This window comes from Thermodesulfitimonas autotrophica (assembly GCF_003815015.1).
Lineage (GTDB): Bacteria > Bacillota > Desulfotomaculia > Desulfotomaculales > Ammonificaceae > Thermodesulfitimonas > Thermodesulfitimonas autotrophica.
Genome location: NZ_RKRE01000001.1, coordinates 288,689 through 315,382, shown reverse-complemented (window position 1 = coordinate 315,382; position 26,694 = coordinate 288,689). Strand labels below are relative to the sequence as shown.

25 protein-coding genes are annotated in these 26,694 nt (G+C 55.2%); all 25 read left to right on the top strand.

Annotated elements, in window-relative coordinates:
- Positions 1–135: 135 nt before the first annotated feature.
- The 25 genes from EDD75_RS01495 (at position 136) to EDD75_RS01365 (ending at position 26,691) form a co-directional block, all read left to right on the top strand.
- Positions 136–807 (top strand): helix-turn-helix domain-containing protein, encoded by a 672-nt coding sequence (locus tag EDD75_RS01495; RefSeq protein WP_123926997.1) that lies wholly within the window; start codon positions 136–138, stop codon positions 805–807.
- An 83-nt stretch (positions 808–890) separates the two neighbouring features.
- On the top strand, positions 891–1,391 hold the full coding sequence (locus EDD75_RS01490; RefSeq protein WP_123926995.1) for a 5' nucleotidase, NT5C type: 501 nt from the start codon (positions 891–893) through the stop codon (positions 1,389–1,391).
- A complete protein-coding gene (locus EDD75_RS01485) occupies positions 1,372–2,499 on the top strand; it encodes a DUF3854 domain-containing protein (protein WP_123926993.1) in 1,128 nt (375 codons plus the stop codon). Before EDD75_RS01490 ends, EDD75_RS01485 begins: the two co-directional genes overlap by 20 nt.
- The gene (locus EDD75_RS01480; protein WP_123926991.1) at positions 2,499–2,690 is read left to right on the top strand and encodes a hypothetical protein; all 192 of its coding nucleotides are present in this window, start codon (positions 2,499–2,501) and stop codon (positions 2,688–2,690) included. The genes EDD75_RS01485 and EDD75_RS01480 overlap by 1 nt, the downstream gene beginning before the upstream one ends.
- Positions 2,691–2,715: 25 nt before the next feature.
- Positions 2,716–2,910 (top strand): hypothetical protein, encoded by a 195-nt coding sequence (locus EDD75_RS01475; protein WP_123926989.1) that lies wholly within the window; start codon positions 2,716–2,718, stop codon positions 2,908–2,910.
- Positions 2,911–2,986: 76 nt separating this feature from the next.
- Complete coding sequence (radC, locus tag EDD75_RS01470; RefSeq protein ID WP_170157653.1) at positions 2,987–3,685, top strand: RadC family protein; 699 nt, start codon at positions 2,987–2,989, stop codon at positions 3,683–3,685.
- Positions 3,686–3,803: 118 nt separating this feature from the next.
- Positions 3,804–4,355 carry a DUF6927 domain-containing protein gene (locus EDD75_RS01465; RefSeq protein ID WP_211328038.1) on the top strand — a complete coding sequence of 184 codons (552 nt, stop codon included), beginning with the start codon at positions 3,804–3,806 and terminating at the stop codon, positions 4,353–4,355.
- A gap of 68 nt (positions 4,356–4,423) precedes the next feature.
- A complete protein-coding gene (nrdD, locus tag EDD75_RS11325) occupies positions 4,424–7,555 on the top strand; it encodes an anaerobic ribonucleoside-triphosphate reductase (protein ID WP_245963023.1) in 3,132 nt (1,043 codons plus the stop codon).
- A gap of 77 nt (positions 7,556–7,632) precedes the next feature.
- Positions 7,633–8,148, top strand: coding sequence for an anaerobic ribonucleoside-triphosphate reductase activating protein (gene nrdG, locus EDD75_RS01445; RefSeq protein ID WP_123926983.1), 516 nt, complete (start codon positions 7,633–7,635; stop codon positions 8,146–8,148).
- 159 nt (positions 8,149–8,307) lie between these two features.
- Positions 8,308–9,099 (top strand): DUF72 domain-containing protein, encoded by a 792-nt coding sequence (locus EDD75_RS01440; RefSeq protein WP_211328037.1) that lies wholly within the window; start codon positions 8,308–8,310, stop codon positions 9,097–9,099.
- Positions 9,100–9,321: 222 nt separating this feature from the next.
- Positions 9,322–9,942, top strand: a complete 621-nt coding sequence (locus EDD75_RS01435; RefSeq protein WP_245963022.1) for an IS607 family transposase — start codon at positions 9,322–9,324, stop codon at positions 9,940–9,942.
- The gene (locus tag EDD75_RS01430; protein WP_123926979.1) at positions 9,914–11,389 is read left to right on the top strand and encodes a transposase; all 1,476 of its coding nucleotides are present in this window, start codon (positions 9,914–9,916) and stop codon (positions 11,387–11,389) included. The genes EDD75_RS01435 and EDD75_RS01430 overlap by 29 nt, the downstream gene beginning before the upstream one ends.
- A gap of 415 nt (positions 11,390–11,804) precedes the next feature.
- A complete protein-coding gene (locus EDD75_RS01425) occupies positions 11,805–12,524 on the top strand; it encodes a thermonuclease family protein (protein ID WP_123926977.1) in 720 nt (239 codons plus the stop codon).
- A gap of 42 nt (positions 12,525–12,566) precedes the next feature.
- Positions 12,567–13,553, top strand: a complete 987-nt coding sequence (locus EDD75_RS01420) for a hypothetical protein (protein WP_123926975.1) — start codon at positions 12,567–12,569, stop codon at positions 13,551–13,553.
- 51 nt (positions 13,554–13,604) lie between these two features.
- Positions 13,605–16,670: a site-specific DNA-methyltransferase gene (locus EDD75_RS01415; protein WP_123926973.1), complete on the top strand. Its 3,066-nt coding sequence runs from the start codon at positions 13,605–13,607 to the stop codon at positions 16,668–16,670.
- Positions 16,663–17,586: a hypothetical protein gene (locus tag EDD75_RS01410; protein ID WP_123926971.1), complete on the top strand. Its 924-nt coding sequence runs from the start codon at positions 16,663–16,665 to the stop codon at positions 17,584–17,586. The genes EDD75_RS01415 and EDD75_RS01410 overlap by 8 nt, the downstream gene beginning before the upstream one ends.
- Positions 17,587–17,597: 11 nt before the next feature.
- Positions 17,598–20,747, top strand: a complete 3,150-nt coding sequence (locus EDD75_RS01405; protein WP_123926969.1) for a DEAD/DEAH box helicase family protein — start codon at positions 17,598–17,600, stop codon at positions 20,745–20,747.
- Positions 20,748–20,785: 38 nt separating this feature from the next.
- Positions 20,786–21,247, top strand: coding sequence for a gamma-glutamylcyclotransferase family protein (locus EDD75_RS01400; protein ID WP_211328036.1), 462 nt, complete (start codon positions 20,786–20,788; stop codon positions 21,245–21,247).
- Between the two features lie 24 nt (positions 21,248–21,271).
- Positions 21,272–21,859, top strand: a complete 588-nt coding sequence (locus tag EDD75_RS01395; protein WP_123926967.1) for a hypothetical protein — start codon at positions 21,272–21,274, stop codon at positions 21,857–21,859.
- A 319-nt stretch (positions 21,860–22,178) separates the two neighbouring features.
- Positions 22,179–22,694, top strand: a complete 516-nt coding sequence (locus EDD75_RS01390; protein WP_123926965.1) for a hypothetical protein — start codon at positions 22,179–22,181, stop codon at positions 22,692–22,694.
- A 118-nt stretch (positions 22,695–22,812) separates the two neighbouring features.
- Complete coding sequence (locus EDD75_RS01385) at positions 22,813–23,139, top strand: DJ-1/PfpI family protein (protein ID WP_123926963.1); 327 nt, start codon at positions 22,813–22,815, stop codon at positions 23,137–23,139.
- Positions 23,140–23,199: 60 nt separating this feature from the next.
- Entirely contained in the window at positions 23,200–23,904 is a 705-nt protein-coding gene (locus EDD75_RS01380) for a hypothetical protein (RefSeq protein WP_123926961.1), read from the top strand.
- A 40-nt stretch (positions 23,905–23,944) separates the two neighbouring features.
- Positions 23,945–24,151: a YgaP-like transmembrane domain gene (locus tag EDD75_RS01375; RefSeq protein WP_211328035.1), complete on the top strand. Its 207-nt coding sequence runs from the start codon at positions 23,945–23,947 to the stop codon at positions 24,149–24,151.
- A gap of 3 nt (positions 24,152–24,154) precedes the next feature.
- Positions 24,155–24,361, top strand: a complete 207-nt coding sequence (locus tag EDD75_RS01370; protein ID WP_123926954.1) for a hypothetical protein — start codon at positions 24,155–24,157, stop codon at positions 24,359–24,361.
- A gap of 545 nt (positions 24,362–24,906) precedes the next feature.
- Positions 24,907–26,691 (top strand): hypothetical protein, encoded by a 1,785-nt coding sequence (locus EDD75_RS01365; RefSeq protein WP_123926951.1) that lies wholly within the window; start codon positions 24,907–24,909, stop codon positions 26,689–26,691.
- The last annotated feature ends 3 nt before the right edge of the window (positions 26,692–26,694 follow it).

The window sequence follows — 26,694 nt, the reverse complement described above, 5'->3', positions numbered from 1 at the left end:
AACCCGGCATACAGTAAGACCAAAAACCTTTCAGAAGCGGCCTCTTACAAGCAGGCCGCTTCTCTTTTCCGAAGAGAGCGCGGGTGTTTCAAACATCCGCGCTCACTACTTTTAACTCTAAAAAGGGGGATTAACATGCGTTGTAAGACACTGAGAGAAACTATATTCAAGGAACTCACATTGTGCCGTATTTTCTGGCCGGCTATTCTTCACCCTGCACAATCCATAGCACTAGCAAGAAGGTTTTCCGGTTTGTCATCACCAGAATTTGCGCGTTTACTTGGGGCAAGCAGAAGCTACTTGTCTTTCATTGAAAGTGCAAATAGACCTTTCCCTGAAGAGTGGATAAAAGAACCGGTACTTATTCAAAAATGCCAGACGAGTCTTGCATTGTTTTACGAAACCACTGACCCTTCCGACCTGGTACTTAAACTCGGGAATTTATTAGCTGTCAGCAAAGCGATTGAACAGATAATTGCAGCGCAACCTCACCTGGCAGCAGTTCTCCAGGATCTTTGCTGGGATCAGATCGTCAAAGCGACAGAGTTGGTAGAAGTCGTCGGTAACGAGCAAAAGCGCGTGCTTCTCTCGTCAAGCCTACTGGTAGGGTTGGTCACGGGAGTAGTAAACTTTCAAGATCTCTCCCGTAGAACGGCCGATCGCCCGTTGAAACGGATGATCGCCGCGAAACCTGGAGGGTTCGTCAACAAAAAGCCGGTCATATTGGCCAGAATGGCGTTTTTCTTCCTTCCTTCGCTCTGCTATGTACTTAAGCCAAGTGAAGGTATTAGTTTATTGCAGATCTGAAAACTATCTATTTCCCAAAATTCCAAAGAGAGCGCGGATGTCTCGAAACACCCGCGCTCACTATTTCTAAAGGAGGTTTAAGGATGATTGTCGTTGATATTTGCAACACCATCTGCGACGTCAACGGCTACCTGAAGAATTATGCGGACATCACCCTGGACGTGTACCCCGCGCCCATTCCCGAAAAGTTCTTTCGCTCCGGGGAGGGTCTGCGCTGCTTCCTGGAGGCCAGACCGTTCCCGGGAGCCGCGCACTGTCTCCGCAGCCTGGCCGACAAGCTCGGCGGCCTGGTCTACGTCACCTGCCGCCCGCGGGAGGCCGAGTTCGTCACCAAGAGGTGGCTCGAGCTCCACGGCTTTCCCTTCGCGCCCGTGTTTTTCTGCCAGGGGCCGGAGGACAAGCTCCGGGCGGCAAAGGCCGTCGGCGCGTCCCTGGCGCTGGAGGACGACCCGGAAGCCGCGAAGCTGTACGTCCAGGCGGGCATCCCCGTCCTGCTCGTGGACTGGCCTTACAACCGGCACCTTGAGATCCCGGACGTGGCCCGCGTGAAGGGGGTGGCGGACGTTGGCTACTGCGGCGCCTGACGCGATGACGATCGCCCAAAAACTGGGGCTCAGGTTCGTGAAGAACGGCCCCGGCGACGAGACGATCTTCCGTTGCCCCTTTGGGTGCGACGACGACTCGCGCCCGAACGAGGGCCACTTCTACATCAACGCCAGGACCACCACCTGCTACTGCCACAAGTGCGGATGGAAGGGCAACCTCCTCACCCTCTACGCGGAGTTGAGAAAAGTTGACCCGAGAGCCGCCCGAAGCGAACTGGGTGCGGAGGACGAGCCCTTCCGCCCCCCGCAACGCTCCCCAAACCTTATGGCCCCCGTAGAGCACCGCGACCGGGTTTACAGGACTTTTTTAAGCGTCCTGAACCTGGACGCGGAGCACAAAAGCGACCTGCTCCGGCGGGGTCTGGACGAGAGCACCATATTCAAGCGCGGCTACAGGAGTGTCCCCCAGGATCCTCCCCTTCGCTGGAAGGCCGCGCGCTTTCTTATTCAGCGGTGCGGCTCCCTGGAAGGCGTGCCGGGCTTCTATCTAAGGGAGGGGAAGAAAGGCTCCTACTGGGACTTCTTGAGCCCGAAAGGTTATTTCGTCCCCGTCCGGGACCCCTGGGGGAGGATCCAGGCTCTCAAGGTCCGGTTGGACTCGGGCGGCTACATCTGGTTCTCCTCTGAGGGCCGCCCCAAAGGCTCCTCCTCTGGCTCTCCGCCCCACTACACGGGGGGAAGAGGGCCAGTATATGTGACGGAAGGTCCCCTGAAGGCCGACGTGGCGCACTTCCTGTCCGGAGGCGCCCCCTTCATAGGGACCGGCGGCGTCCACGCCACCAAAGAGGTGCCGGAGCTTTTAAAGCTCCTGGGCGCCTCCGACGTACTGGTGGCGTTCGACGCCGACCAGTTCACGAACCAGAACGTGCGGAGAGCCCTTCAGGACTTTATCCAGGAACTCAAAAAGTGCGGCTTCCGGGCGCGGTCCCTCTCCTGGCCCCAGAACCTGGGCAAGGGCATAGACGACGTGCTCCTGCGCCTCTACAAACGCGAGGTCACGAGCGTCACCTTCCTGATCGACGGGGTGCCGGTCACGGTCAGGAGGACCGTGACGCTGGAAGTCGCAGTAGGAAGGGGGGTGCGTTGATGAAGCTCGAAAACCTTGCGCGGCTCTGGCGCCAGACAGACGCCGGCTGCGGTGTCGGAGACGTCGTTGAGCTTCTGCGTTTGCTCAAGGCCGTCGCCGTCGAGCTTGCCACAGCCTGCCCGGACCACCCGACAGCGCAGGCCGTCCTGAGCGCAGCCGGGAAACAGGCGGCCCAGCGGCGGCTGTTTTAAAATTCCAAGCCAAGGAGGAATCTTAATGGAAAGAAGTGTTGTCCTGATCATCGTGAAAAGCGGTATCGTGCAGGACGTGCAATGCACCGACGCCGAAGCCCTGGTCGTCGTCCGGGATGAAGATGCGGGTGGCGAAATAACCACCTACGAATGGCCCGAGACGCAGTGGGGCGACGAGCTTGATCAGGTTCTAAAAGAACTCGACAAAGACGAAAGCTAAGGCTTGAAGGGAGGGGCGGCTGCCCGCGGGAAAATTTCGCGGGCAGGACGCCCGCTCCCGTGGGCAGCCAGAATCTTTGTATCAACAGGCGGAATTATTTCCGAATGCTCGCAGGCCCTTCGACCTCCGCGAGCTGCCCGCCTCGTATCGCCCTGACACGAAGGCAGAAGCCGACATCACGCGGTTGACCGAGTTAGAGTTAATTGCCCTCCTGCTCGGCCCGTCCAAAACCGAGTCCGCCATAGACGTCGCCGGGCGGGTGCTTTCCCTCGGCGATAAACTGCCCCGTGCGACGGTCCGGGAGTTGGCCACAATAACCGGCTCCCGGCGGAAAGCCCTTCGGCTGGCCGCCGCTGTGGAGTTGGGCAGGCGCCTGGCGTGCAAGCCGGGGGCCGACAGGCCGCAAATCCTGAAGCCCGAGGACGCTGCCCGGCTGGTGATGGAAGACATGCGCCGCCTTGACCGGGAGGAGTTCCGGGTTATCCTGCTGGACACCAGGAACCGGGTGATCCAGGTGGAGACAGTAGCGGTGGGAACACTCAACAGCTCCAGGGTCGAGCCGCGGGAGGTTTTCAAGAGCGCCGTCCGGAGCAGCGCCGCTACAATAATCCTGGTGCACAACCACCCGAGCGGCGACCCCACGCCCAGCCGGGACGACGTGGCGCTGACGAAGCGGCTCATTCAGGCCGGAGAACTCTTAGGCATCGAAGTTCTCGACCACGTTGTCATCGGAGACGGAAAGTTTGTGAGTCTGAAAGCGGAAAGGCTTATCTGAAAGTTCAGGCGGCCCGGCCCGCCCAAATCGCCAAAATTTAAGGAGGTGAGAGGGGCGGGCTGCCGGGGGCCTGCCCTTGTAAACTATGGGGTGGACGTACACGAATAAGCCGAAAAACGTGAGTGTCAGACAGTTTTTCGAAAAACAGTTTAACCGCATCGAAGACGATGGGAAATACGGCAAAATTCTCGATTGTGCCGTGGTGAACCTGCGCACGGCCTACATCGCCTATGAGATAGGCGACGCGCAGGGAAAACGGGAAGTGATAGCCATCGTTTGCGTTCTGGACTATAAACCCAACGATTACTACAACTTCGGCTACAAAGACATGGACGAAACGATGGGGCCTTACAGGTACGACTGCCCGGAGCGCATACTGAAAATGCTCACTCCCACCAAACACGAGTGGGCTAGGGAATGGCGCGAGAAATGCTGGGAGCGCATCCGGGCGAAAAAAACCCGTCCGAAGCTGAAAAAAGGAATGGTGATCAAGTTTGCCGATTCGATTGTGTTCAGCAGCGGGCGGCGGGAAGACACGTTCAGGGTGGAAGATCCTAAGCGCTTGATATTTTCCGACAGATGGGGAAGACGTTACAAGCTCCGCCGGTACGTCTTAGACTGGGAGTTCCAGGTGCTTGATGACTTCCCCCAGAAAAAGAAAATTTTTTAAAAAAAGAAAGGGAGCGGTTCGCAAAGAGCCGCTCCCTGATTTTTTAAAACGAGAGGAGGCAAAACGCCATGTTACCCGAGACGATCATCAAGCGAGATGGCCGCGCCGTTCCGTTCGACGCGACCAAGATTACGGCCGCGGTAGCCAAGGCCCTCGCGGCCACGGGGGAGGCTGACATCAAGTTGGCCTCCGACGTGACCAACAGGGTTCTCCAGAAGCTCCGGGTTTTTGAGTTCCCCACTGTAGAAGAAATACAAGACCTGGTTGAGGAGGCCCTGATCGAAATGGGCCTTTCCAAAACCGCGAAGGCCTATATCCTCTACCGCGACCGGCGGACCCGCATCCGCGAGGCGAAGAGCGACCTGATGGACGCCGTGGGAGAGATCCTTAAAGAGACCCACCGGGAGAACGCCAACGTGGGCAACTCCCCGGCGAGCAAGATGTTCCAGATCGCCGAGGCGGCCAGCAAGAAGTACTATTTGACCCGGCTCATCCCCGAGGATTTCGCGCAGGCGCACGTGCGGGGCGATATCCACATCCACGACCTGGGATATTACGGAAAGACGATCAACTGCCTCCAGATCCCGCTGGGCAGGCTGCTCCAGGAAGGCTTCAGCAACGGACACGGCTACATCCGGCCCCCGAAGCGGCCCGCTTCCGCGGCGGCGCTGGCCTGCATCATCCTTCAGAGCTCGCAGAACGATATGTTCGGCGGCCAGTCCTTCGCCTTCTTCGACCGGGACATGGCGCCGTACGTGGAAAACGCTACGGACGATGAGGTTTACCAGGCGATGGAGGCGCTGGTCTACAACCTGAACTCAATGCAGAGCAGGGCGGGCAACCAGGTGCCCTTCTCCAGCATCAACCTCGGGACGGAAACCGGCGAAGCCGCCCGGAGGGTGACGCGCAACCTGCTTTTAGCTTATGAAGCCGGTTTGGGTCGCGGCGAAGCTCCCATCTTCCCGAACATCATCTTCCGGGTTAAGAAGGGCGTGAACTTCGAGCCGGGCGACCCCAACTACGATCTTTTCCGGTTGGCGATCCGGGTGGCGGCGAAGCGGCTCAACCCCACCTTCAGTTTTATGGATTCCAGCTTCAACGCGCCTTACGGGGATCAGGTGGCATACATGGGGTGCGTCGACGGCGACGAACTGGTGATTTATCGCAAAGGCAAGACGGTGTACATGGAGAGCATCCGCCGGCTCCACGAGCGCGCGGTCGCCGAGTTCGGCCTGAAACGCGAGGGAGAAACCGAGTACGCGGACGTGAGCGGCTACGAGCTGTACGACACCAACCGGGGCTTCGTGCCTCTACTCCGCACCCTGAAGAACCCGGATCACAACGACTGGTACCTGGTGCGGCTGAGCAACGGGCGAAGCATAGAGGTAACGTCCGACCACCGGTGGGCGGTTCTGGAGCGGGGCGTGGTGCTCACAAAGGACCTCCACATCGGCGATCTGGTGCAGGTGGCATGGAAGACGCCGAGTCTTAACGGATGCGCCAGGCGAGCCACCCCCGGAGAGCGGGGTCTGAAGAAGGCGTACCTGATGGGCCTTCTTTTGTGCGACGGCACCTGGAACGGCAAATATGTCGTCTGCTCCCTGCACAAAGACGATACGGGGTTGACCGAGGCCTACCGGGATTACATGCGGGAAGTGTTCAGAAAAGAAGTCACGCCAAGCCTGCTTCACGACGAGCGCCGAGGCTATGTTCACCAGTCGCTTTACTGCGGCAGTAATAGCGGGGAGCAAGGCATTCCGAATCTTGCCGGCTACCTGACTAAAGTTTTTGAGGGCCGGCTGAAGCCCGAGCGGCACATGCCGCGCAACATCCTCAACTGGTCCCGCGAGGCGCGCCTGTGGTTCCTGGCGGGCATGGTCGACGGCGACGGATACATAAAGACGGATCCTGATAATCGTGGTTCCAGGGTTCAATTCCACATAACCAACAAGGAGGTTGCCCTTCAAACCGTCGGTTTGGCCCAATCTCTGGGATACCCGGCACGGTTTGAGGCGCGCGCCGACGGGACCTTCCTGGTGGAGTTCGGTGCTGCGGAGGAGTTAGTCACCCTGCTGCAGTCCCGGCGGAAGGAAAACTTCCGGAAGCCCGCGCGGATGAAGGAACCCGAAATAGTAAGCGTAGTGGAAATCCGGCCCCTCACAACGAACGGGACCAAACCGAGCTACTGCGTAACGACCGCTTCCGGGTTTATGATGTGCTCCTTCATCCATATAGGCCAGTGCCGGAGCCGGGTTATGGCCAACCGACGCGGCCCGGAGGTGACCGAGGGGCGCGGCAATCTCTCCTTCACCACCATCAACCTGCCGCGGGTGGCGCTCAAGGCAGCGGGGAATATCCAGAAGTTTTACGCCTTACTTGACGAAGTAGCGGAGCTTGGTATCCGGCAGCTCTACCACCGCTACACGGTCCAGGCGCGCCTGAAAGTGAAGGACCTGCCTTTCGTAATGGGGCAAGGCCTTTACCTGGGTGCCGCAGGCTTGAAACCAGAGGATCCGATCGCCGAGGCGGTGAAGCACGGGACCCTGGCGCTCGGCTTCATCGGGCTGGCCGAGGCGCTCGTGGCGCTCACGGGGAAGCACCACGGCCAGGATGAGGAGGCGCAGCAGCTGGGTCTGGAGATTGTCCGCTTTCTCCGCGAAAAGATCGATGCCGCCTGTGAGGATTACAACCTCAACTACACGTTGCTGGCGACGCCTGCCGAGGGTCTTGCCGGCCGGTTCGTGAAGCTCGACCGCAAGGAGTTCGGGATCGTGCCCGGGGTTAACGACCGGGAGTACTACACCAACTCTTTCCACGTTCCGGTTCACTTCCCCATCGAGGCCTTCAAAAAGATCGAACTTGAGGGCCCCTACCACAAGTTCTGCAACGCCGGGCACATCAGCTACGTGGAGCTTCCCTCGCCGCCGGTGCACAACCCCGAGGCGGTGGAGGCGATCATCCGGCATATGGCCAAGTGCGACATGGGCTACGTAGGGGTGAATTTCCCCGTGGACTTCTGTCAGGAGTGCAGCTTCAGCGGCGTTTTAGGGGACAACTGCCCCAAGTGCGGCTCGACTTCGATCAGAAGGGTGCGCCGCATCACCGGCTACCTCTCGACGGTGGACCGCTTCAACGACGCGAAAGTGGCGGAACTGAAGAGCAGGGTGGTGCACTTAGGCCGGCCGGAAGTGGTGCATTAGTAGCGGTAGCTTTCCAGATTGGGGGGGCGGGTTTCGGCCTGCTCCCCAAAACCAATCAAAAGGGGGGTTCTGCAGGTATGTTCAGAAGCGCGCCCGAAACTTTGCGCATCGCCGGTGTAGTCCGCGAGAGCGTGGTGGACGGGCCGGGTCTGCGCTACGTTATCTTCGCTCAGGGGTGCCCGCATCATTGCAAGGGGTGCCACAACCCGGAAACCTGGGACCCGGCGGGCGGCTACGAGATCACGGCGGCGGAGTTGTTAGCCGATATCAGCCGCAACCCGCTCCTGAAGGGCGTCACCTTCTCCGGCGGGGACCCCTTTCTGCAGGCAGGTGCTTTCGCGGTTTTAGGGCGGGCGCTGCGCGAAGAGGGCTATAATATCGTCACTTACACGGGCTACACTTACGAGGAGCTCCAGACGATGGCGGAAAAAGGAGTCCGGGAGCTGCTGGCGGTGACCGACATCCTCATCGACGGCCCCTTCGTCCTGGCTGAACGCGACCTCACCCTTCCTTTCCGCGGCTCTAAAAACCAGCGGATAATCGACGTCCGCGCCTCCAGAGCAGCTGGGACTCTGGTGCAGGTTGCTGTGTAAGAGAAAAAATTCTAAGGGACGTTAGCCGGATCGAAAAAGAATGGCACCACCAAAGGGGCGCACGCGCGTGCGCCCCTTTTTTTTCTTTATTCAAAGACGACTGCGAAAAGAGGAAACTTCCGGTATTTATCGAACCCTTCCTGCAAAGGAGAGGTCGGCGTGCATCCGGAAATCCTGATCGGCACCTCCGGCTACAGCTACGACGACTGGCGCGGTGCCTTCTATCCCCTCCGTCTGGCTAAAGGGAAGATGCTGGAGTACTACACGCGGGAGTTTTCCTTCACCGAGGTCAACTCCACCTTCTACCACATCCCGCCGGCGCGCGTGATGGAGGCCCTGGTCAAGAAGACCCCGGAGGGCTTCGTTTTCGCGGTGAAGGCGCACGGGTCCCTCACCCACGAGAGGGAGGCGGAGTTTACCGGCCACGCCGGGAAGTTCCGGGCGGTGCTGCAGCCCCTGGAGGAGGCGGGAAAGCTAGGCGCGGTGCTCTTCCAGTTTCCCTTCTCCTTCCCCAACAGCCCCGGGAACAGGGATTACCTTGCGCGTCTCCGGGAGCTCTTCCCGGATGTTCCCGCCGCCGTGGAGTTCCGGCACGCAAGCTGGGTGGAGCAGTCGACCTTCGACCTCCTGCGCTCTCTTAACTTCGCCTATGTCTGCGTGGACGAGCCGCGGCTCAAGGGACTGGTCGGCCCGGTGGCCGTGCGGACCGCGGACTTCGCCTACGTCCGCTTCCACGGGCGCAACGCCGCGAAGTGGTGGCGGCACGGGGAAGCGTGGGAACGCTACGATTACCTCTATTCGCAGGAAGAACTCGAAGAGTGGGTGCCGCGGGTCAGGTCCGTGGCCGAGGGATCTAAGAGAACTTTCGTCGCCTTCAACAACCACCCGCGCGGCCAGGCGGTCCAGAACGCCCGGATGCTGCGGGAGACGATCAGGAGGCTGTATCTTTGAGAAGGGATGCGGGCATGTCCAAAGTCGGCAGGAATGGCGAGCGCGGGAGCGGGAAGAAGAGTTGGCCGGGTGCTGGATTGCGATTGCGGCGTGGCGGATGTGGAGGGAAAGGATCCAAGACTCTGCAGGAAAATCCCGCCGGGTGTCCAACCAACAGTTGCCTCCTTTCCTAATCAATGCTATACTTAAATTATGAAACCTGATTTAGAAGAACACTACCCGTTGCGCAAAGCCGCTGAAATACTGGGCGTCCACCCCATCACCCTGCGCCGCTGGGAAAAGGAAGGTAAGATCCGGTGCGTCCGCATGCCTTCAGGCCAAAGGCGTTTTCCCAGGAGCGAGGTTCTGCGCCTTCTGGGCGGAGAAGCCACTTCAGGCATTCGTGCCGTTATTTATGCCCGCGTGTCCAGTGCAAAACAGGCTGGAGCCGGCAACCTGGAGCGGCAGAAAAAACGTCTGGAAAAATACTGCCGGGACAAGGGCTATCAAGTAGTGGCCGCCATAGCGGAGCAGGGGTCCGGGCTGAACGAGAAACGCAAAGGTCTGGCCCGGCTTTTCCGCATGGCCCGCGAAGGCAAGATGGATCTGGTGGCAATCGAGTTCAAAGACCGGCTGGCCCGGTTCGGGTTCACCTATATCGAGCGTTATTTTAACGCCTTCGGCGTGAGAGTAGAGGTAGTGAACGGGGAAGAGCCGAAATCCCTGCACGAAGAGCTGGTACAGGACATGCTTTCCATTCTGACCGTTTTTTCCGCCAAGCTCTACGGTTCGCGGAGCAGAGAGTTTCGCAAAAAAGTGAAGGAGGCCATGCTCGATGCGTCCAAGGGCGAGCAAGCCGATTGACATGATGACCGTGCCAGGAAGAATATACCCCGACGCCGCCGCCCGGGAGGAGCTGGTCTCCTTTATGGGCCGTTTTCAAGCGGCCAAGCGTTCCGCCTACCAGGCCTTGAGGCGCGGGAAGGAAACCGGGGAAATTGTCAAAACTCTCTACGAAAAGTTTTTTCCCAACGCCCGCTGGTGCCAGTGGGCGGTAGAAGACGCGAAGGCCGCCATAGAGAGCCAGAAAGAACTGGTGAAGATGTATGTCTCCGACCTGGAAGCCAAAATAGAGAAATCTGAAGAAAAACTTGATCGCACCAAGGACAGGCTTCACTGCCAGGGTATCCTGGCCAGGCTGAACAAGCTCCGGACCAAACTTGCCTACTGGCAGGGCTTTCTGGAAAGGAACGAGGTGCCGCCCGCCGTTTTCGGGGGCAAGAAAAACCTGCTCCTCCTCCAGGAAGGGAAACTTTCTAAAGAAGAATGGCGGGAGATGCGGTCCAACGCATTTTATTCCGTGGGCCAGGCCAACATGAAAGGGCTGGAAGGGCAGCACGGCAACGCCAACACAGAAATCGTTTATCACGATTTAACCGACACCTTCTATCTCAACGTCTACATACCGCCGGAGCCGGAAAATAAAACCGGGCGTAGGAGAAAGGAAGAAGAATGGGTCACTGTGCCGCTGGAAATCCCCGCCCGCTACCGGAACCTTCTCATCTTGCGTCTCCTCAAGGGAGAAGCCTACACGGTGCGGGTAGTGCGGAAAGACGGCAGGTTCGAATGCCTCATTTCCTTTCCCCTGGGCGATACCGTGCCCGTGGACAAGGATTCTATCATGGCGGGAATAGACCTGAACCCAGAGGTAGCAGCCGTGACGGTGGTTTCCCCCAACGGCAACTTCAAGGCCTCCCGCTGCTTCTGGTGCCCAGAACTGGTCCACGTTTCCCACGAAAAACGGGAATGGCTTGCTGGCAACTTGGCCAAAGAAATAGCCAACTGGCTGGAAGGCCTGGGCGTAAAGCAGGTCGCCCTGGAAGAGCTCGCTTTCGCCCGGGACCACGACACGAACCGGTATTTTAACCGCATAACCCACAACTTTTGCAAAAAGCTCCTTTTCAACCGCATTGTCGTGGCCCTGCGGAAGCGCGGCGTCGCGGTGTTCACCGTTTCCGCCAGGTTTACTTCCCTCATCGGCTATTTCAAGTACGCCGAAACTTACGGTTTGAGCGCCCACCAGGCGGCGGCCCTGGTGATAGCCCGCCGGGCGCTGGGATACGCCGAGAAGATGCCCCGGGAGCTTATGGAGGTGCTGTCGCCGAAGGAAGGATGGCGGCACTTCAGGCTCTGGGGTAAGTTTTTCGGCCTCTTCAAAGCGGCCCGGAAGCGGGCGGTCAGGGAAGGATATTTAACCCAGCGCTGGCGGCCGGAAGACTGGCTAGTTTTCATGTTCGGGAAGACAGGTTAAATATCCGGCAATTAAAGCCCATCGCTCTCTCCCGCCGGGGCCGCCCGGGGCCCCGGCAACCGTTGGTACAGGGGGCAAGGGGGCGGCGGGTAGGTGGGGTAACTCCCCCACCCGGCATGCGCTCAAGGGAAGAATGCCTGTGCCTCCGTTTAAGGAGACCGTGGTCCTGCCGTGCAGGGGTTGTTCCCGCGAGACGGAAAACGCTGGGATGCGGACGGCGGCCGCACGCCCTTCCAGGTTAAGGGCGTCCCCTTTCGAGGGGTGCCGTCCGGCCAGACGGCGATGGAGGTAGCCGTCGGGGAGGCTAAAAGCCGATGAACCTGCACAGCGAGTACCTGAATACGAAGTTAGGGTTTGTTAAGCTTTGTATAGGGAAAGTTGACCTCGAAAACTTTTCCGGGTTTGAAAAAGGACGGTGCTTTCCTTGCGGCCGAAACGTTTTATCCCATTCCTGCTGGCGCTCTTCGTCCTGCTCCTCCTCTCCGGCTGCGCCTCCAAGTCTGAGGCCGCCGGGAAGCCGAAGCTCTTGCAGGCGGTCGTAACTCACGTCTCCGACGGCGACACCGTTCACGTCAGGCTGAACGGCCGGGACGAGCGCGTGCGGCTCATCGGCGTCAACACGCCCGAGATCAGCCACCCCGACCTGGGCATCAGGGAGCAGCCTTACGGCAAGCAGGCCGCGGCCTACACCAGGAAGCGGCTGCTGAAGAGAAAGGTCTGGCTGGAGTTCGACGTTCAGCAAAGGGACAAGTACGGCAGGCTCCTGGCCTATGTGTGGCTCTCCCCGCCGGCGGCGTTCACGGAAAAAGAAGTCCGCGCCAGGATATACAACGCGGAGCTCCTCCTGAACGGGTACGCCCAGGTGATGACGGTTCCTCCCAACGTGAAGTACGCCGACATCTTCGTGAAGTTCCAGCGGGAGGCGCGGGAGAAGGGCAAGGGCCTGTGGGGCGCCCCGGCGGTCGCGAAGCCCGCGGGCAAGGCGCTCTACGTCGGCAACAGGCGGACGAAGATATTCCACCGGGCGGGCTGCAGGTGGGCGCAGAAGATAAGCCCGGCGAACCGGGTGGAGTTCGGGAGCCGGGAAGAGGCTATTAAGGCGGGGTACAGGCCGTGCAGGGTGTGCAGGTCATAGAAAACAGGCTATTCGAAAAGCAAGAAGGGAAAGTAGGTAACGGTGGAAGGTTTAGATATACTACTTATTATGAGTTCGCCTGGAGAGAAGTTTCCGGAAGAAATGCGGGACGAGCCTTTTTTGGTATTTGAACGAGCGGATGGTGAACGCTTTCATCGTCTTTGGTATATTACCACCAGAGCGCGTAAAGCTGGGGAATATTCAGTGTTTACGGTAATCGCAAAAAATTTTTCTACGATAATGGAAAGCTGTGAACCGGCTGGTTATAATTTTAAAATTGCTTCTTACTTAGATAATCTGAGCGGAGCATTTATACTTGAAAATCCAGCCATTGAACACGAAAAGGGCCACGTGTGGAAAAAGCCTCTTTGGAAGGAACTCCACCCGTTGGAGATTTGTTTATTTTTATCCCGCCTAGTGTATCCTACTGCCACTAATTTAAAATATGCTAGCCGGTGTATTATACAAGGGAATCAATTGGTTAGAGTAATGCCTGCTCGGTATTATGGGTGGCTTACAGAAGCCTATCTTCCTGTGTCGCAAGCAAAAATTTTAGGAAGGCGAACTTGGTATACTGCGGAAGAAATCTCTACTTTAGGGAAGATATTGGGGAATTTTTTAGAGCGCGAGTTACCTGAACGGTTGCAACGGAGCTTGTGGTCCTATGTGTATGGCTTTTCCTCGGACGATTTAACGGTTCGTTGGCACTTTATAGCGCAGGCTTTCCAATCAATGGCTTGTATTAACGACTATTGTGTCCGCCAGCAGTTTTTGCATCGGATTCCCAAAATAGCAAAAGACATTGGAATTGAGTTAGAGAGTAAAGAAGTTGAAAAGATATGGGGTTACAGAAACACGGTAGACCACGGCAGGTTAATTGTAAAGGCTACCGAAAAAGAACTTGGGCTTTTGGAAAAAGCTGAAGAAGTAATTGCTAAAGTGATAAAACAGGCATTTTTGGATGAAAAGTTTGCTTTGCGCTGGGAAAATGAAGAAAGTCTCCAAAAATGTTTTCCTGTTATCATCTAAAACTTACTTGTTTATTCTGGTGGTTGATTAAGTAAAAGGAGGATGTGAACTGTGAACGAACATCCTTTAAAGAAACTTCAATCCCTTTTTCGAGAACTTTTTCAACTCGATTTGGCTGACTTAGACTTTGGCCTCTACCGTTTGTTCCACCTGAAGCGGGCCGAGATAGAAGCCTTTATAAGCGAGCAACTGCCGAGGGAGGTAGACGCTGCTTTTCGGATTGTCGGTGATGAAGAACGAGAGAAGTTGCGGGCTGAACTGGATGCTCTGGCGCGAGAGGTCCAGGAGCAGATTGCTGAAGATGCTATTCTTCCTACTGGCGAGATCAAATCGGAGTACCTAAACAGTAGTGCTAAGGTTGTCCGTGAGCTAGCAGAACGCTACGAATCTGTCCGCCAGAAAGTGGCCGCTGTCCAGGTTGCCGAAGAGGTTACTGAAAAGGACAAGGCCGACGTTTTCAACTACCTGTACGACTTTTTTAGACGCTACTACGAAGACGGGGATTTCATCCCCAAACGGCGTTATGGAGCCCGGGAAACGTACGCCGTGCCCTACAACGGCGAAGAGGTCTTCTTCTACTGGGCCAACCGCGACCAGCACTACGTTAAGACCGCCGAACGGTTTCGGGATTACGCCTTTAAACTGGACGATCTGACCGGTGAGTACCGTGTGCGTTTTGTTATGACCGAGGCCAGCATTCCCAAAGACAACACCAAAGGAAATGCGCGTTACTTCTTCCCCCGGCCTGATCTGGCGAGTTACGACGTCGAAGCGCGAGAGTTTACCTTGCCTTTTGAGTACCGCTTGCCTACACCTGAAGAGGCAGAGCGGTACGGCAACAATAGCAAGGCCCAAGAGGCCATCCTGGAGGAAGCTCTGCCTCGCGTTCTGGAGGTCGTACCGGATAGCGACCTGCGTGTCTTACTCGGCCGACCTATTAACGAAGGCGAGGACGCGCCCACCCTTTTGCAGAAGCGCCTGCGCCATTTCTGTCGGCGCAACACCAGTGACTATTTCATCCACAAAAATCTGGCTGGGTTTCTTACTCGCGAACTGGAGTTTTACATCAAGGATCAGATTATCCATCTAATGGATATAGAAGCTGACCTCGACGCCAAGCGCCGGGTGGTGAAAACTTTCCGCAAACTTGCCGAGGAAGTAATCAAATTCTTAGCTACCATTGAGGACGCCCAAAAGACGCTTTTCGAGAAAAAGAAATTTGTGCTGGAAACCGATTACCTCATTCCCGTCCGGCACGTGCCGCGCGAGTTCTGGCCGGAGATCCTGTGTAACAATGGGCAGTTGCTGGAGTGGCAGCGCTGGCTGGCCGTAGAGGGTGAAGTAAACGAGGCTTTTTTGGAAGCTCATCCTACCCTGCCGGTGTACACCAGGCACTTCGACCGCGGCTTTGTACGTCGCCTGTTGGAAGCGTTGCCCTTTGAGGATCTGGATGAGGCCACAGATGGCCTGCTGGTGCATGGTGAGAACTACCAGGCGTTACGCCTGCTTATGGAGCGCTACCGGGAGCAGGTAAAGTGCATCTACATCGATCCGCCGTACAACACTGGAAGCGATGAGTTTATCTACAAAGACCGGTATCAGCACTCTTCCTGGCTGGCAATGATGGAGGAGCGGCTAAGGATAGCATGGAAGTTAATGCTTGAGGATGGCGTGATTTTCGTGAGTATTGACGACGGAGAGCAGGCAGAGCTTCGGAAAGTTTTAGAAGCCATATTCGGTAAAGAAAATTTTATAAACAATATTATTTGGCAAAAAAAATATACCAGAGCAAATGATGCGAGATGGTTTTCGGACAATCACGATTTCATAATTACTTTTGCAAAAGACAAACATAAGTTTTCTCCTGTGCTGTTACCACGGACAGAGAAGCAACGAAAGGGGTACTCCAATCCTGACAACGATCCGAGGGGGCCATGGAAAGCTACACCGCTCCACGCAAAAAGCGGAACTGTTCAATCGTTTACTTACACATTTGCCAATGGTGTTGTCTGGTCTCCCCCACCGGGAACTTATCCTCGTTATAGTGTCGAGACACTAAAAAAGCTCGAATTGGAGAACAGAATCTGGTTCGGACCTGAAGGAAAAGGAGTCCCAGCCAAAAAAACCTTCCTCTCGGAGGTGCGAGAGGGTATGATTCCTGTGACTATTTGGCCATACAATGAGGTTGGGCACAATCACGAAGCAGTTAATGAAATCAAAATGCTTTTCCCTAAAAATCCCTATTCTTCTCCGAAACCAACTCGATTGATAGCACGCATCGCTCAAATAAGCGGGGGAGATGTTATACTCGACTTTTTCGCTGGCTCCGGCACCACCGGTCACGTGGTCATCAACCTGAACCACGCGGACGGTAGACGGCGCAAGTTCATCCTGGTGGAAATGGGCGAGTGCTTCGACACGGTGCTCCTGCCCCGCATTGCCAAGGTGATGTATACCCCCGAGTGGAAGGACGGCAAACCTAAGCGGGGAGCCACTCCCGAGGAGGCTGAACGCACGCCGCGGCTAGTCAAGATCCTGCGTCTCGAGTCTTACGAGGACACCCTGCACAACCTGGCCGTTACTGCGGAGCGTCTGAGCGCTTCTAAGGAAGCCCGCAAGCGCGAGCAGGCTTATAAAGCCCTAGCCGGCGAGGACACCTACCGCCTGCGTTACTGGATCGAACTACCCCTCAAGGAGGCCGAGACCTGCCTGCGGGCGCTGGACCTGGCCCATCCCTTCAACTACACCCTAGAGGTTCTCACTGACAACGGGCCTATTAAGAAACCCGTGAACTTGGTGGAGACCTTCAACTACCTCTACGGCCTGCGCGTGAAGTGCTACGAGACTTGGTACAGCCCCGACGATGGAAACCGCGAGTACCGTGTGGTCAAAGCTACCGATCGGGAGAGCAAACGCCACATTCTGGTGCTCTGGCGGGATATGAAAGGTCTGAACCCAGAAGTCGAGCGTGCCTTTCTAGAAGACAAAATTACCGAAATGAAGCTAGAGGGCGAAGTGTGGGACGAAATCCTCATTAACGGCGCCAGCCCCACCCCGGGCGTGGTCTCCCTGGACCCGCTGTTCAAACAGTTGGTGATGGGGGACGAAAATGAATAACGCATTGCTATCGAAACCTCGATTGGCACAGTGTAATGATAGAACGAAAAGGGCCAAGTTTCATCCAGAATTAGGGGAACCGGATCAATGGTTCAGCGCATCTTTTCTAAATTCTCGGGGTTACGTGGGAATATCTTTTGACTTTTTTGTCAACTGGAAAGATCGGAGTATCAGCAACGAGATATGGATCAAAAGAATAGCTTTATGTGATGTCAATGAATTAAACGGCCAGATACTGCTCCAACAAGCGTCACTGCTGGGAGACAATATTTTAGAAATTGTAAGTTTTTCACAACGGTACAATCTCGACGCTTTTTATGTCATCTTCGAGGATGGAGTGGATTGGGAAACTGCCGCCAAGCCTATTCTAAAAGCTAAGCTTGAATCGAAGAATATGGCATTGGAGTATAAAAGCTTACCAGCAATCATGGAAGAAATACGAATGTTGTCCGGGGGACCTCTCAAGATCGGTAGAAAGGGTCTGTTTTACGGTACCTCTACACTTGAATGTTATCTCTCAAAGACTAATGCTCCATGGCCAGGGGATGTAGATCTTTTACTCGTGAACAAAGACTCATATCAAGTTGTTGCTCTTTTAGAATTCAAAAAACACAATCTCCAAGACCCTATTCGCAACCAAAAGTTCGAAAACTACTACCCCAACCCGGACAGACGAAAGTATGAAAGGTTGGCCTTACTGCGTGATTATATTGGAGACACCTCTGTGCCGATCATTAATTTGTATTACCCTACCTCCACTTCCCAAGAAGAAATAGTTTTGGAAGTTGTTAGGGGATCTGCTGATGAATTGCGTTCAGAAGCAAAACAGCTCTTGGAAATACGAGGAAAAAATATTAAGCAGGTTCAACAGGAGATCTTAAATGTTGTAGAGCAACTGATTAGATATAAAACATAGGAGGAGTACCAATGCCCTGCCTGGAAGATTATCTCGTCCTCAACCGCTATATGCACCACCTGCTGGGGGCCGAGGACTTCGAGACCCTCAAGAACCTGCTGCGCCCTCTTCCCGAAGGATCGGACGCCAACGGGCAGAGCCACTTCTTTGGGCGATTGCTCGTTCAACCGAACCTGCGCGTCCCCCCCGATCAATTGGAGGAGTACGACAGCCGCGTGACGGCCTATGAAGCCCGCCTGCGCAAAGCCCGGCGCAACTTCCAGGGCTTCCGCTACTTCCAGTATCTGGCGCTTCTGTACACCGAGATCTTTCTTGACAGGCTCACCGAGGATCCCCAGGGTTTCGTTGCCGACCTCAACCGATTTCTCCAGGATCTGCGTCAAAGGGAAGCCGAGTTAAGCACCTTCCCCGATTTTGAACCGGACGGCCTCCGTCGGCTGGCCTTCTTCATGGCCACTGGAAGTGGCAAGACGCTTCTCATGCACGTCAACATCTGGCAGGTGCTCTATTACCTCCAACACAGCCGCCACCCGGAAGCCATTCTGCCTGGCAAAGCGCAAGGCCGCTGGTTTGACAATATTTTACTCATCACTCCTAACGAGGGTCTTTCCGCTCAGCACCTGGTGGAGCTGCGGAAAAGCGGCCTGGATGCGGCGTTGTTTATTGAAGACCTGCACGGGCGCGGCGGCCTCTTTGGCCCGAAAGTGAAGGTTATCGAAATCCACAAACTGGCCGAGGAACCTTCCCGGAATGGCGTGAGCGTGGTGCTGGACGAGATCGGCGGCAACAACCTGGTCATCGTGGACGAGGGGCACAAAGGCACCGGCAGCGAAGCCCAAACCTGGAAGAGCCGCCAGAAGCGCCTGAGCGAGGGAGGCTTCCTGCTGGAGTACAGTGCCACGTTCGCGCAGGCCATCGCCGCCGCAGGGAAAAAGACCCAGAAGCAACTCTTGCGTGAGTACGGGCAGGCTATATTATTCGACTACTCTTACGCTCATTTCTATGGCGACGGCTACGGCAAGGACTTCCGTGTTCTCAACTTGAGTTCGAAAGATTCCCGGCCCGAGCACGCCCACGAGTTGCTGGTGGGAGGGCTTCTGGCTTTTTACCAGCAGGTTTACCTGTACCGCCAGAATACTACTGCCTACCGCCCTTACAATATCGAAAAGCCTCTATGGGTACTGTTGGGTAGTAGTGTTAACGCTCTCTACACCCAGGACAATAAACGCCGAAGTGATGTGGCCGAGGTAGTAGCCTTTCTGCGCAAGTTTGTAGAAGATCGGGTTTGGGCCGTTTCAGTAATGGAGCGTATTTTGCAAGAAAACAGCGGCTTTCAGGATTCTGAAAGCGGACAGGATCTGTTTGCACCTCATCTCAGATACTTATGTGCCGAGTACCACCGAGGATTAAAAGCTGATGAAATCTATAACCGCATTTTAGCCGAGGTGTTTCACGGTAGCGGCGGGTTGGAGGTATGGGAAATCAAGCAGGCCGAAGGTGAGATCGGACTGCGCCTTTCTACGGCGAGCGAAGTCCATCCTTACTTCGGCGTGATCAACATCGGAGATGTTTCTGCCTTCAAGAAGTACCTAGCCGAGCATCTAAGCATCGAAGTGCGGGAGGATAACTTCCGCGGTTCTCAATTTGGCTTGGTGGACGTACCCGATTCGCCCATTTACCTGCTCATCGGTGCCAAGAAATTCATTGAGGGCTGGTCCTCATACCGGGTGTCGTCCATAGGCCTGCTCAATGTGGGCAAGGGAGCCGGTCCGCAGATTATTCAACTCTTCGGTCGCGGTGTGCGCCTCAAGGGCAAGGATATGTGCCTAAAGCGTAGCGCGGCTCTGCGTAATGAAACTCCGCCGCCGGGTATTAGCGTCCTGGAGACGCTAACTATCTTTGGCTGGAACGCTAACTACATTCAGAGCTTCCGTGCCATTCTGGAAAACGAAGACCTGGGCAAGGAATTTACCTTGCGCGTTCAGAAGATGGCTCCCTGGCCGACAGACAAACTCCCCGTACCCCAGAGAAATGCTAGCTTCAACCCATCGGCACTTACCTGGGTGCTGGACTCGAGCGGTCCAGAAGTCAGCCTGGACCTTACGCCCTGCCTGGCAGCACTAGCTACAGGCGGACAGCGAAACTCCGTCCAGCAGGTGGTAGGGCGGATGCATGGCGCGGTACAGGTGGATTTCTCTCAGCCGCCATACACCCAGGTGGTGGATATGGAAGCTCTCTACCTGGAAGCGCTGGACTACAAACAGATGCGTGGGTACGCCAACCTACACATTACTCCCCAAGGTGTGGAACAGGCTTTGAAGGGTCGCTGCCGTGTCACGCTGCTGGAGAGCGACCTTCGTCCAGAACTTTTACAGCAAGCTGCCGCCAGAGTTATTAAGACTTACCTGGATCGCTTTGTCCGCATGAAGGAACGGGAAGCTGAAAGTCGAAATGCAGAGCCGCACTACCTGACCGCTGATGACCCACGTGTCTTAAACGAGTACCGCATTCGGGTGAAGAGTAGGCAATTGCTGACTCAGATTGAGGACTTGTTGAAGAATGGCCCCCCTGCTTGTGACGACGGCGAACCTCTGCCTCGTCTCTATTTTGACCGTAGCCTTTTCAATCCCCTTTTAAGGGAAGGTAGTCGGCAGTGGCGGCAGCAGGTTTCCGTGCATCCTCCAGTACTCAACCGAGGTGAGCAACAGTTTCTCAAGGATCTGCGTAGCTTTTGGAAGGAATACCACGACACACCGGTGTTTCGGCACTGCGATCTGTACGTTTTGCGTAACCTAGCCCGTGTGGGTATCGGCCTGTTTCACCGCAGCGGCTTCTTCCCAGACTTCATCTTTTGGCTCCATGACAATCAAACCGGCGTGACCTGGGTCTGCTTCATCGACCCTCACGGTCTGCACCACGACGGTTTGAGTGGTAGCGAAGATAAGTTTGCCGCTCTGAAATCCTTGAGTGCCTTGAGCCAACGCCAGGAATTTCAGGAGAAGCAGATCCATCTGAGTGGGTTTATTCTTACTGACACTCCGATTGACCAGATCAGGGATGCTGGAAGCAGGTCGAAGGAGGATCTAGAGAAAGAGTATCCCTTGATCTTCCAGGAAGGAGAGTACGTGAAAAAGATTTTACAGCGTCTGCGGTCGTGCTGATTTCTTAGGTGGCTCAGAGAAAAGAGGTGGGACTGAGCTTGAGTAAGAACATTTGCTATTTTGCCTATGGCTCCAACATGGACGCCGAGCGAATGAAGAAGCGGGTGGGACGCCTACCCGATCGCATACCGGGGGCACTCAGAAACTGGCGTCTGGAGTTCAACAAAGCATCGAAAAACATTCCCGCCGTGGGTTTTGCCAACATCGTGCCTTGTCTGGGCAAAATTGTGGAGGGTGTCTTGTACCTCCTTTCGGAGGAGGAATTGCAGGAGCTTGATCGGTACGAAGGCGTTTCTCACCACTACAAGCGCCATCAGGTCAGCGTGGAACGGCGGGACACGGGCGAGGTCGTGGCCGCCGTGACTTACGTGGCGAATCCTAATAAAGTACGAGACGGATTGAAGCCCACCCGCGAGTATATCGGCTACCTACTTTCCGGAGCGGATTACCTGAGCGAAGAGTATGTGCGACGCCTGCGAGCTGTGGAGACGCTGGATTAGCAAAAATCGAAGGGAGCGTCCAGGATGACACTTCAGTTTGAGGAAATTTTCCGCACAAAGAATCCCGCACGGGACAAGTTTCTCTCGCGCCTCTTCGGCCTCTTTAGTGAAGAAGTGGTGCGCTACTGGTGCAGGTGTCCCGCGGCTCCCTACGAGGATCTTGGGCGACCCACCTTGCGGGTGCCGGGCGAGGCGCGCGGGCATACCCTGGACTTCACCCTTCGGCACAAAGAAACGGGGAAGGTTTACGTGGCGGAGATGAAGTGCGAGCTGGAATTCGAGAATTACCGCTATTTGCGGCTTACCGGGGCCTGGCAGTTGCAACACCACCGAGGCGTAGCATTTCAGAAATTCCTGCAACTGGCAAGAGAACCTGTGTCGATTGAAGTCCGTATGGGTGGTCGGGAGCTCAAGGTTGATGGCGCCGTCCTGATCTGGGGTGCCGTGGCTCCTGAAGGGCGGAGTGCGGTGATAACAGAGTATGGCTTTGCTGACGTGCTGTCGGTGAAGGAGATGGTGAACGACCTCCGTCGTTGGCAACCGATCGGGTGGCGTGAAGAGGTTGAGCAATTAAGGCATTGGAGCCGGGAACTCTTTGATTCGCTGATGTGAGAGGAAACTGGGTGGTATTGTGGGGATTTCCCTCACCTTTTACGACGGCGCTGACTGTATCGGCGGCAACAAGATTAAACTTCCAGCTTTAAACTTTTGCGACACCGTGGGCTACGGGGGAGGAAAATCTGGCTTTCACGCCAGCGGTCACATCCATGGATCAGAAAAAGACGAAGAGGTGAAGCCTGTAAAGCGAGAAATGCTGATCTCGATGCACTCGGAAAGCAGGGACTTGTTCTGGCGGTTCGAACGAATATGAATATGCAAAGTGGTGTGTGTAGAGACAGGAGAGACGTTGGCGGTGGAGTGACGGGAAGTAATGGGGTTCGTTTCATACTTAGAAGACTTGATAGAACAACTTAATACCTTTGCTGTGGAGTGGAAAAAGCGCTTTAAGGAAGACGATTTGCTTGAGCAAGGGGACTTGTTAGTTCGACGGGCGGCTAATTTGGCAGAGAAATTGCAGACTTGGATAGAGTTGGCTAGTGACCCGAACGTCGATATAGTAAGGCAGTTAGTATGTCTAAAAGATGAACATGCGGACTTAAAATCCCAGTATAAACGTTTGGAAGAGGAATATGTGTTATTGCAGAAAAAGTACCAAAATTTAGAATGTAGATTAGTCGGTTCACTTGAACTGGCTAGAAAACTTAAAGAGAAAAACAAGAGGTTAATGACTCAACTAAGATCCCGGGAGAGTTTCAAAAAGGCTTGCATAGAAATGGAACGTCGGTGCAAACAGTTAGAAGAGATCAACAAGAATCTCAGGAAAGAGAAGGAGGTTCTCAAAAGAGAAAACAGGGAGTTGAGAGAAAAGCTTAAAGTTCCGTTTTAGGTAGTCTACCATTTTTATAAAACCGGCAGAGTCCTACGCAGGAAACAGAACCCTACACAGAAGGAAGATTACCTAGTTTCTGGGAAGGACTTGGATCGCCGGACAAATACAGATTTGAGTGATCGGGGGTAGCATCGGTTCCTGGAAATTCAGTTGGGACGACGTGGACCTTCGGCGGATAGTCCGGGAAGCTTACACCAAAGGGAAGATTGTGGCGGCGATCTGCGTCTCTCTGGTGGTGCTGGTCCGCGCTGGCTGCTTCAAGGGCAGGAAGGCCACCGTGTTTCCTCATCCGTTGGCGGTGCAGGAACTTCAGGCTGCGGGTGCGAAATACGTAGACCGGAGCGTGGTTGTCGCGGCGAACGTGGTGACGGCCAGAGATCCGCAGAGCGCGGAAGAATTTGCTCAGACCGTGGCCAGGTTGCTTGAGTGGCAGACGAAGTGAAGACGAAGGTAGCGCTTCGTCGCAACTCCTCCTCACCGGGTTCAAAAGGAGGGTAAAGTGGTGGAGCAGGGCGGACCCAGAATCGAAGAAGTCCTGGCCGAGTTTCTGGAAGAACAGCGGCGGCGCCTGCGGCCCTCCACCTTCCGGAGGTACGAAGAGGTCGTCGAGCTTTTTGAGCACTGCCTGGATAACTACGGGTATCAGTTTCTGGAGGAGGACGAATCCGCCCTTTACGAAAAGCTTTCGCGGGAGAAGGGCGTGGAGTTCTGCGCGGTCTTCGGGCCGGAGAAGATACCGGACTGCGTGAACGAGTTCTTGAGTTATTTCATGGTCCGCAAGGTCCTCTGCGGGAAGGATCTCCTGCGGACCTCCGGGACCGTGATGAAGAGGCTTGCCGCCTGGTTGGCGGAGAAAGGTTATATCTCCCAGGAGGACGCTGCGCTTATGGCGGAGACGGCCAGGGAAGCGGTCAGGGAGCTGCCGCGCGGGCGCGATGTGCAGGAATTGCTTGCGGAGTACGTAGAGGCGCACCCCGCGCCTGCGGGAGAAGACTTCATAGAAGATCTTTTTAAAGTGGAAAAGGTTGAACCGGGCAAGCTTTACCTCTCGGGCGGCGGGGTAAGCGGCCGGGAAGAGACGTTCGTGGTTCCCGTGCCGCCGGAGGTGAGCGCCCGCTGCCGTGCGGGCTGGCAGGTCACGCTCGGCCTGGTGAAGACGCGGCGCGGCTGGCGGATAAGCTGGGTGGGGACCGTTTATCCGCTGTAAGACCGGAATTTTTGCAGTTGTCAAGGACGGAGGTATTGCCGTGAGCCGAACAGAGCGGATCGTCCGGATCATTTTCGGGATAGCTTTACTCTGCACCCTGTACCTCGCCTTCCGGGGGCCGCGTACCCCCTGGGCATACCTGGGCCTGCTGGGGTTGCTGCCGCTTCTCTCCGGGATTACCGGCTACTGCGTGGTGTGTCATCTGGCCGGGCGGTGCCGGGTGGACACCCGGAAACGGAGGCGATGAGGGGTGGCGGACTACAAACCGGGAGCGCACTGCCGGCTGGACTACATTCGGGAGGACGACTGGGAGCGATTAGCGCCGGAACTGCGGGACCGGGTTCGGCAGGTCCTGGACAAAGATGTCGTCGGGTGCCGTCTGGTGGACGTGGTAAAGGAGTTGCGGGCACGCGGGGAGGCAGATCTGGCGCGGGATTTGGTGCAGTGCGTCGGATAGGATGAAAAGCTGATGCTGCTTTTACATAATTTTACTTTTAAAAAGGAAATCAAATATTTATGGCGAAGTAACAACACAAGAGGACAAATAATGCCAATGTCTTTCTTACGGGTGGCCCTGCAACGGCAGTTGTTACGCAAGGTAGACGAAGATGCGTTCCGCCACATTACGGCGTGAAAAACGGAGAGAGGGGCTGTCGCCGAAATTCTGCGGGGATAGGGACAAACTCATAAGTTTGCTCTTATTGCGTTATAGGAGGGGGTATTTTGCCCTACCGGAACAATGCTTTCCGCATTCTGGGTGTCCCCGCCAATTCTAACCGGCGTGAGGTTCGAAGTGCTTATGAGAGACTAAGCCGGCGCGCTGAGGTGGGTAACATCATTGAACGTGTTGATCTCCCCTTTCTTCTGCGAGTGCAATGCGATATTTCGACATTGCGCGCTGCTTTCGATCGCCTTCAAGACCCAGAAACCCGAATTTTAGACCGACTATTCTGGTTCCACGTTTCTCCCTCACCCGACGATCAAGAGGCATACCAAAACATTTTGAGCGGAAATGCGTACCTGAGTAGGCGGTTTTGGGCTTCAAAAGCTCCCGCATGCGAAAAAGCCAGGCATAATCTTGCTATTTTGGCACACGCCGAAATCTTGAACGCTGATCCTCAGGCAAACCACCTTTCCGAGTGGCTAAGCATACTAAAGGAATGGCAGGTTACTTTGCGTAGTGATGGGTATTGGAGGTATTTAGCTTCGTTAGAAGAACTCCTGGGATGGGAGCCTTGCGCTGGGGAAGCGGATTTCAAAGCCTTACGCGACAACTGCTGGTATTATCTTTTAGAACCACATATAGACCTTGCTGATCAATACCGCGGGAAGAAAAATTTTATAGTGGTTAAGCAGCACCTGAAAGTGGTCGAGTCCTCCGGATTTCCCTCCCGTGTAATAGATGAGGTTAAAACCGAAATTCTTGACCCGATTGAAGCGCAGGTTGAAAGGCTTTGCTCGGAGCTTTCTCAAAGAATGGAAGCCGAGTCGGAATTTGCGGTGAGCAGGGAGGCCTACAAATCCCTGTATGACGAGATATACAGCGAGTTCGAAACCAACATCCTGCCGCTCGTGGAAGGTATAGCTTATCTCCGTGGGAACAGCGATAAAGCAGCAGATATTGCCAGAAGAAAGGCGGCTTCCACACTGCGGGAACTGGCTATTCTATACAATAATAAGGCAGGCGAGTATACAGTCGCCAAGGAAATATTAGGAAAAGCCTTTTCACTTGCAGAAGGCACTCCGCTTGGTATTGAGATCAAAAGGGATCTGACCGTCATTTCGTCCAACGCGCTGTACCAACAGGCTACCGCAATCAGCGTCGCTTGCACCGAGATTGTAGAAAATCTTGAGGTTGCATTGGAGTCTGCTGGTAGTTTGCAAGAGAAAAAGCTTGCCTGCGGTGTCGCGCACAAGCAGTTCCGAACGGCGGTTCTGGAACGCCTCAGTGAGCTCTTCAAAGAAACAGACGAAGAAAACGAGTTCCCTGTTGGTCTTGCGGGAGAAGACGATGAACCCGCGATAGAGCGAGATCTGGAGAAGATCAAAATCAAAAACAAAATATTGGAAATGGCCGCTTCCTGCTTGAGGCATATTGCGATTGCTTACAATAATGAAGCGCACGAGTATTCGACTGCGAAAAGTCTCTTGGAAGAAGCCAAATCGCTGCTGCCCGAGGGCCACCCTATGAGAGAGGAAATCCAAGAATCGCTGGCTACGGTATCTGCGAACGCCTTGGTGGAGCATTCGGAGCAGTACCGTAATCAAGTTACAGGGACGGCAAATACCGGCATTTGGAGCAGGTTCCGGTGGCTCGCCTGGGTGGGAAGCGCAGTCGTAATATACCTTCTATTTGTTATATTTCACGGGAACAATGGCGGGACATTACCAGAGAACGTGCCACCGGAGCCAACTAACGCGCAACCCGCCGCTGGATCTGCAAATGCAGACCTCGATGCTCTTCGGACAGAGATCGAAGAAGCGAAGAAGCACCTTGCTGAATATGAGAGGCAGATGAACTTGCTATCCAGCGAAATAGAGTCTTACAAGGAAGAAATCAATTCGTATGCACAACAAATTAGAGCAATGGAAGCTGATTTAAACGCCGGATACGAGATAGACAGAGCGGAGTATGAATCCCTTATACAGAGCCACAATCACGTGGTGGACCTCCATAATGAGGCGGTAAATGAGCTGAGGCGGATATATGTCGAATACGGGAAGCTTCTTAACGAAACGAACCAGAAGATTAGACTCTACAACGAGCAAATAAAGTCTGCTAACTAAGGA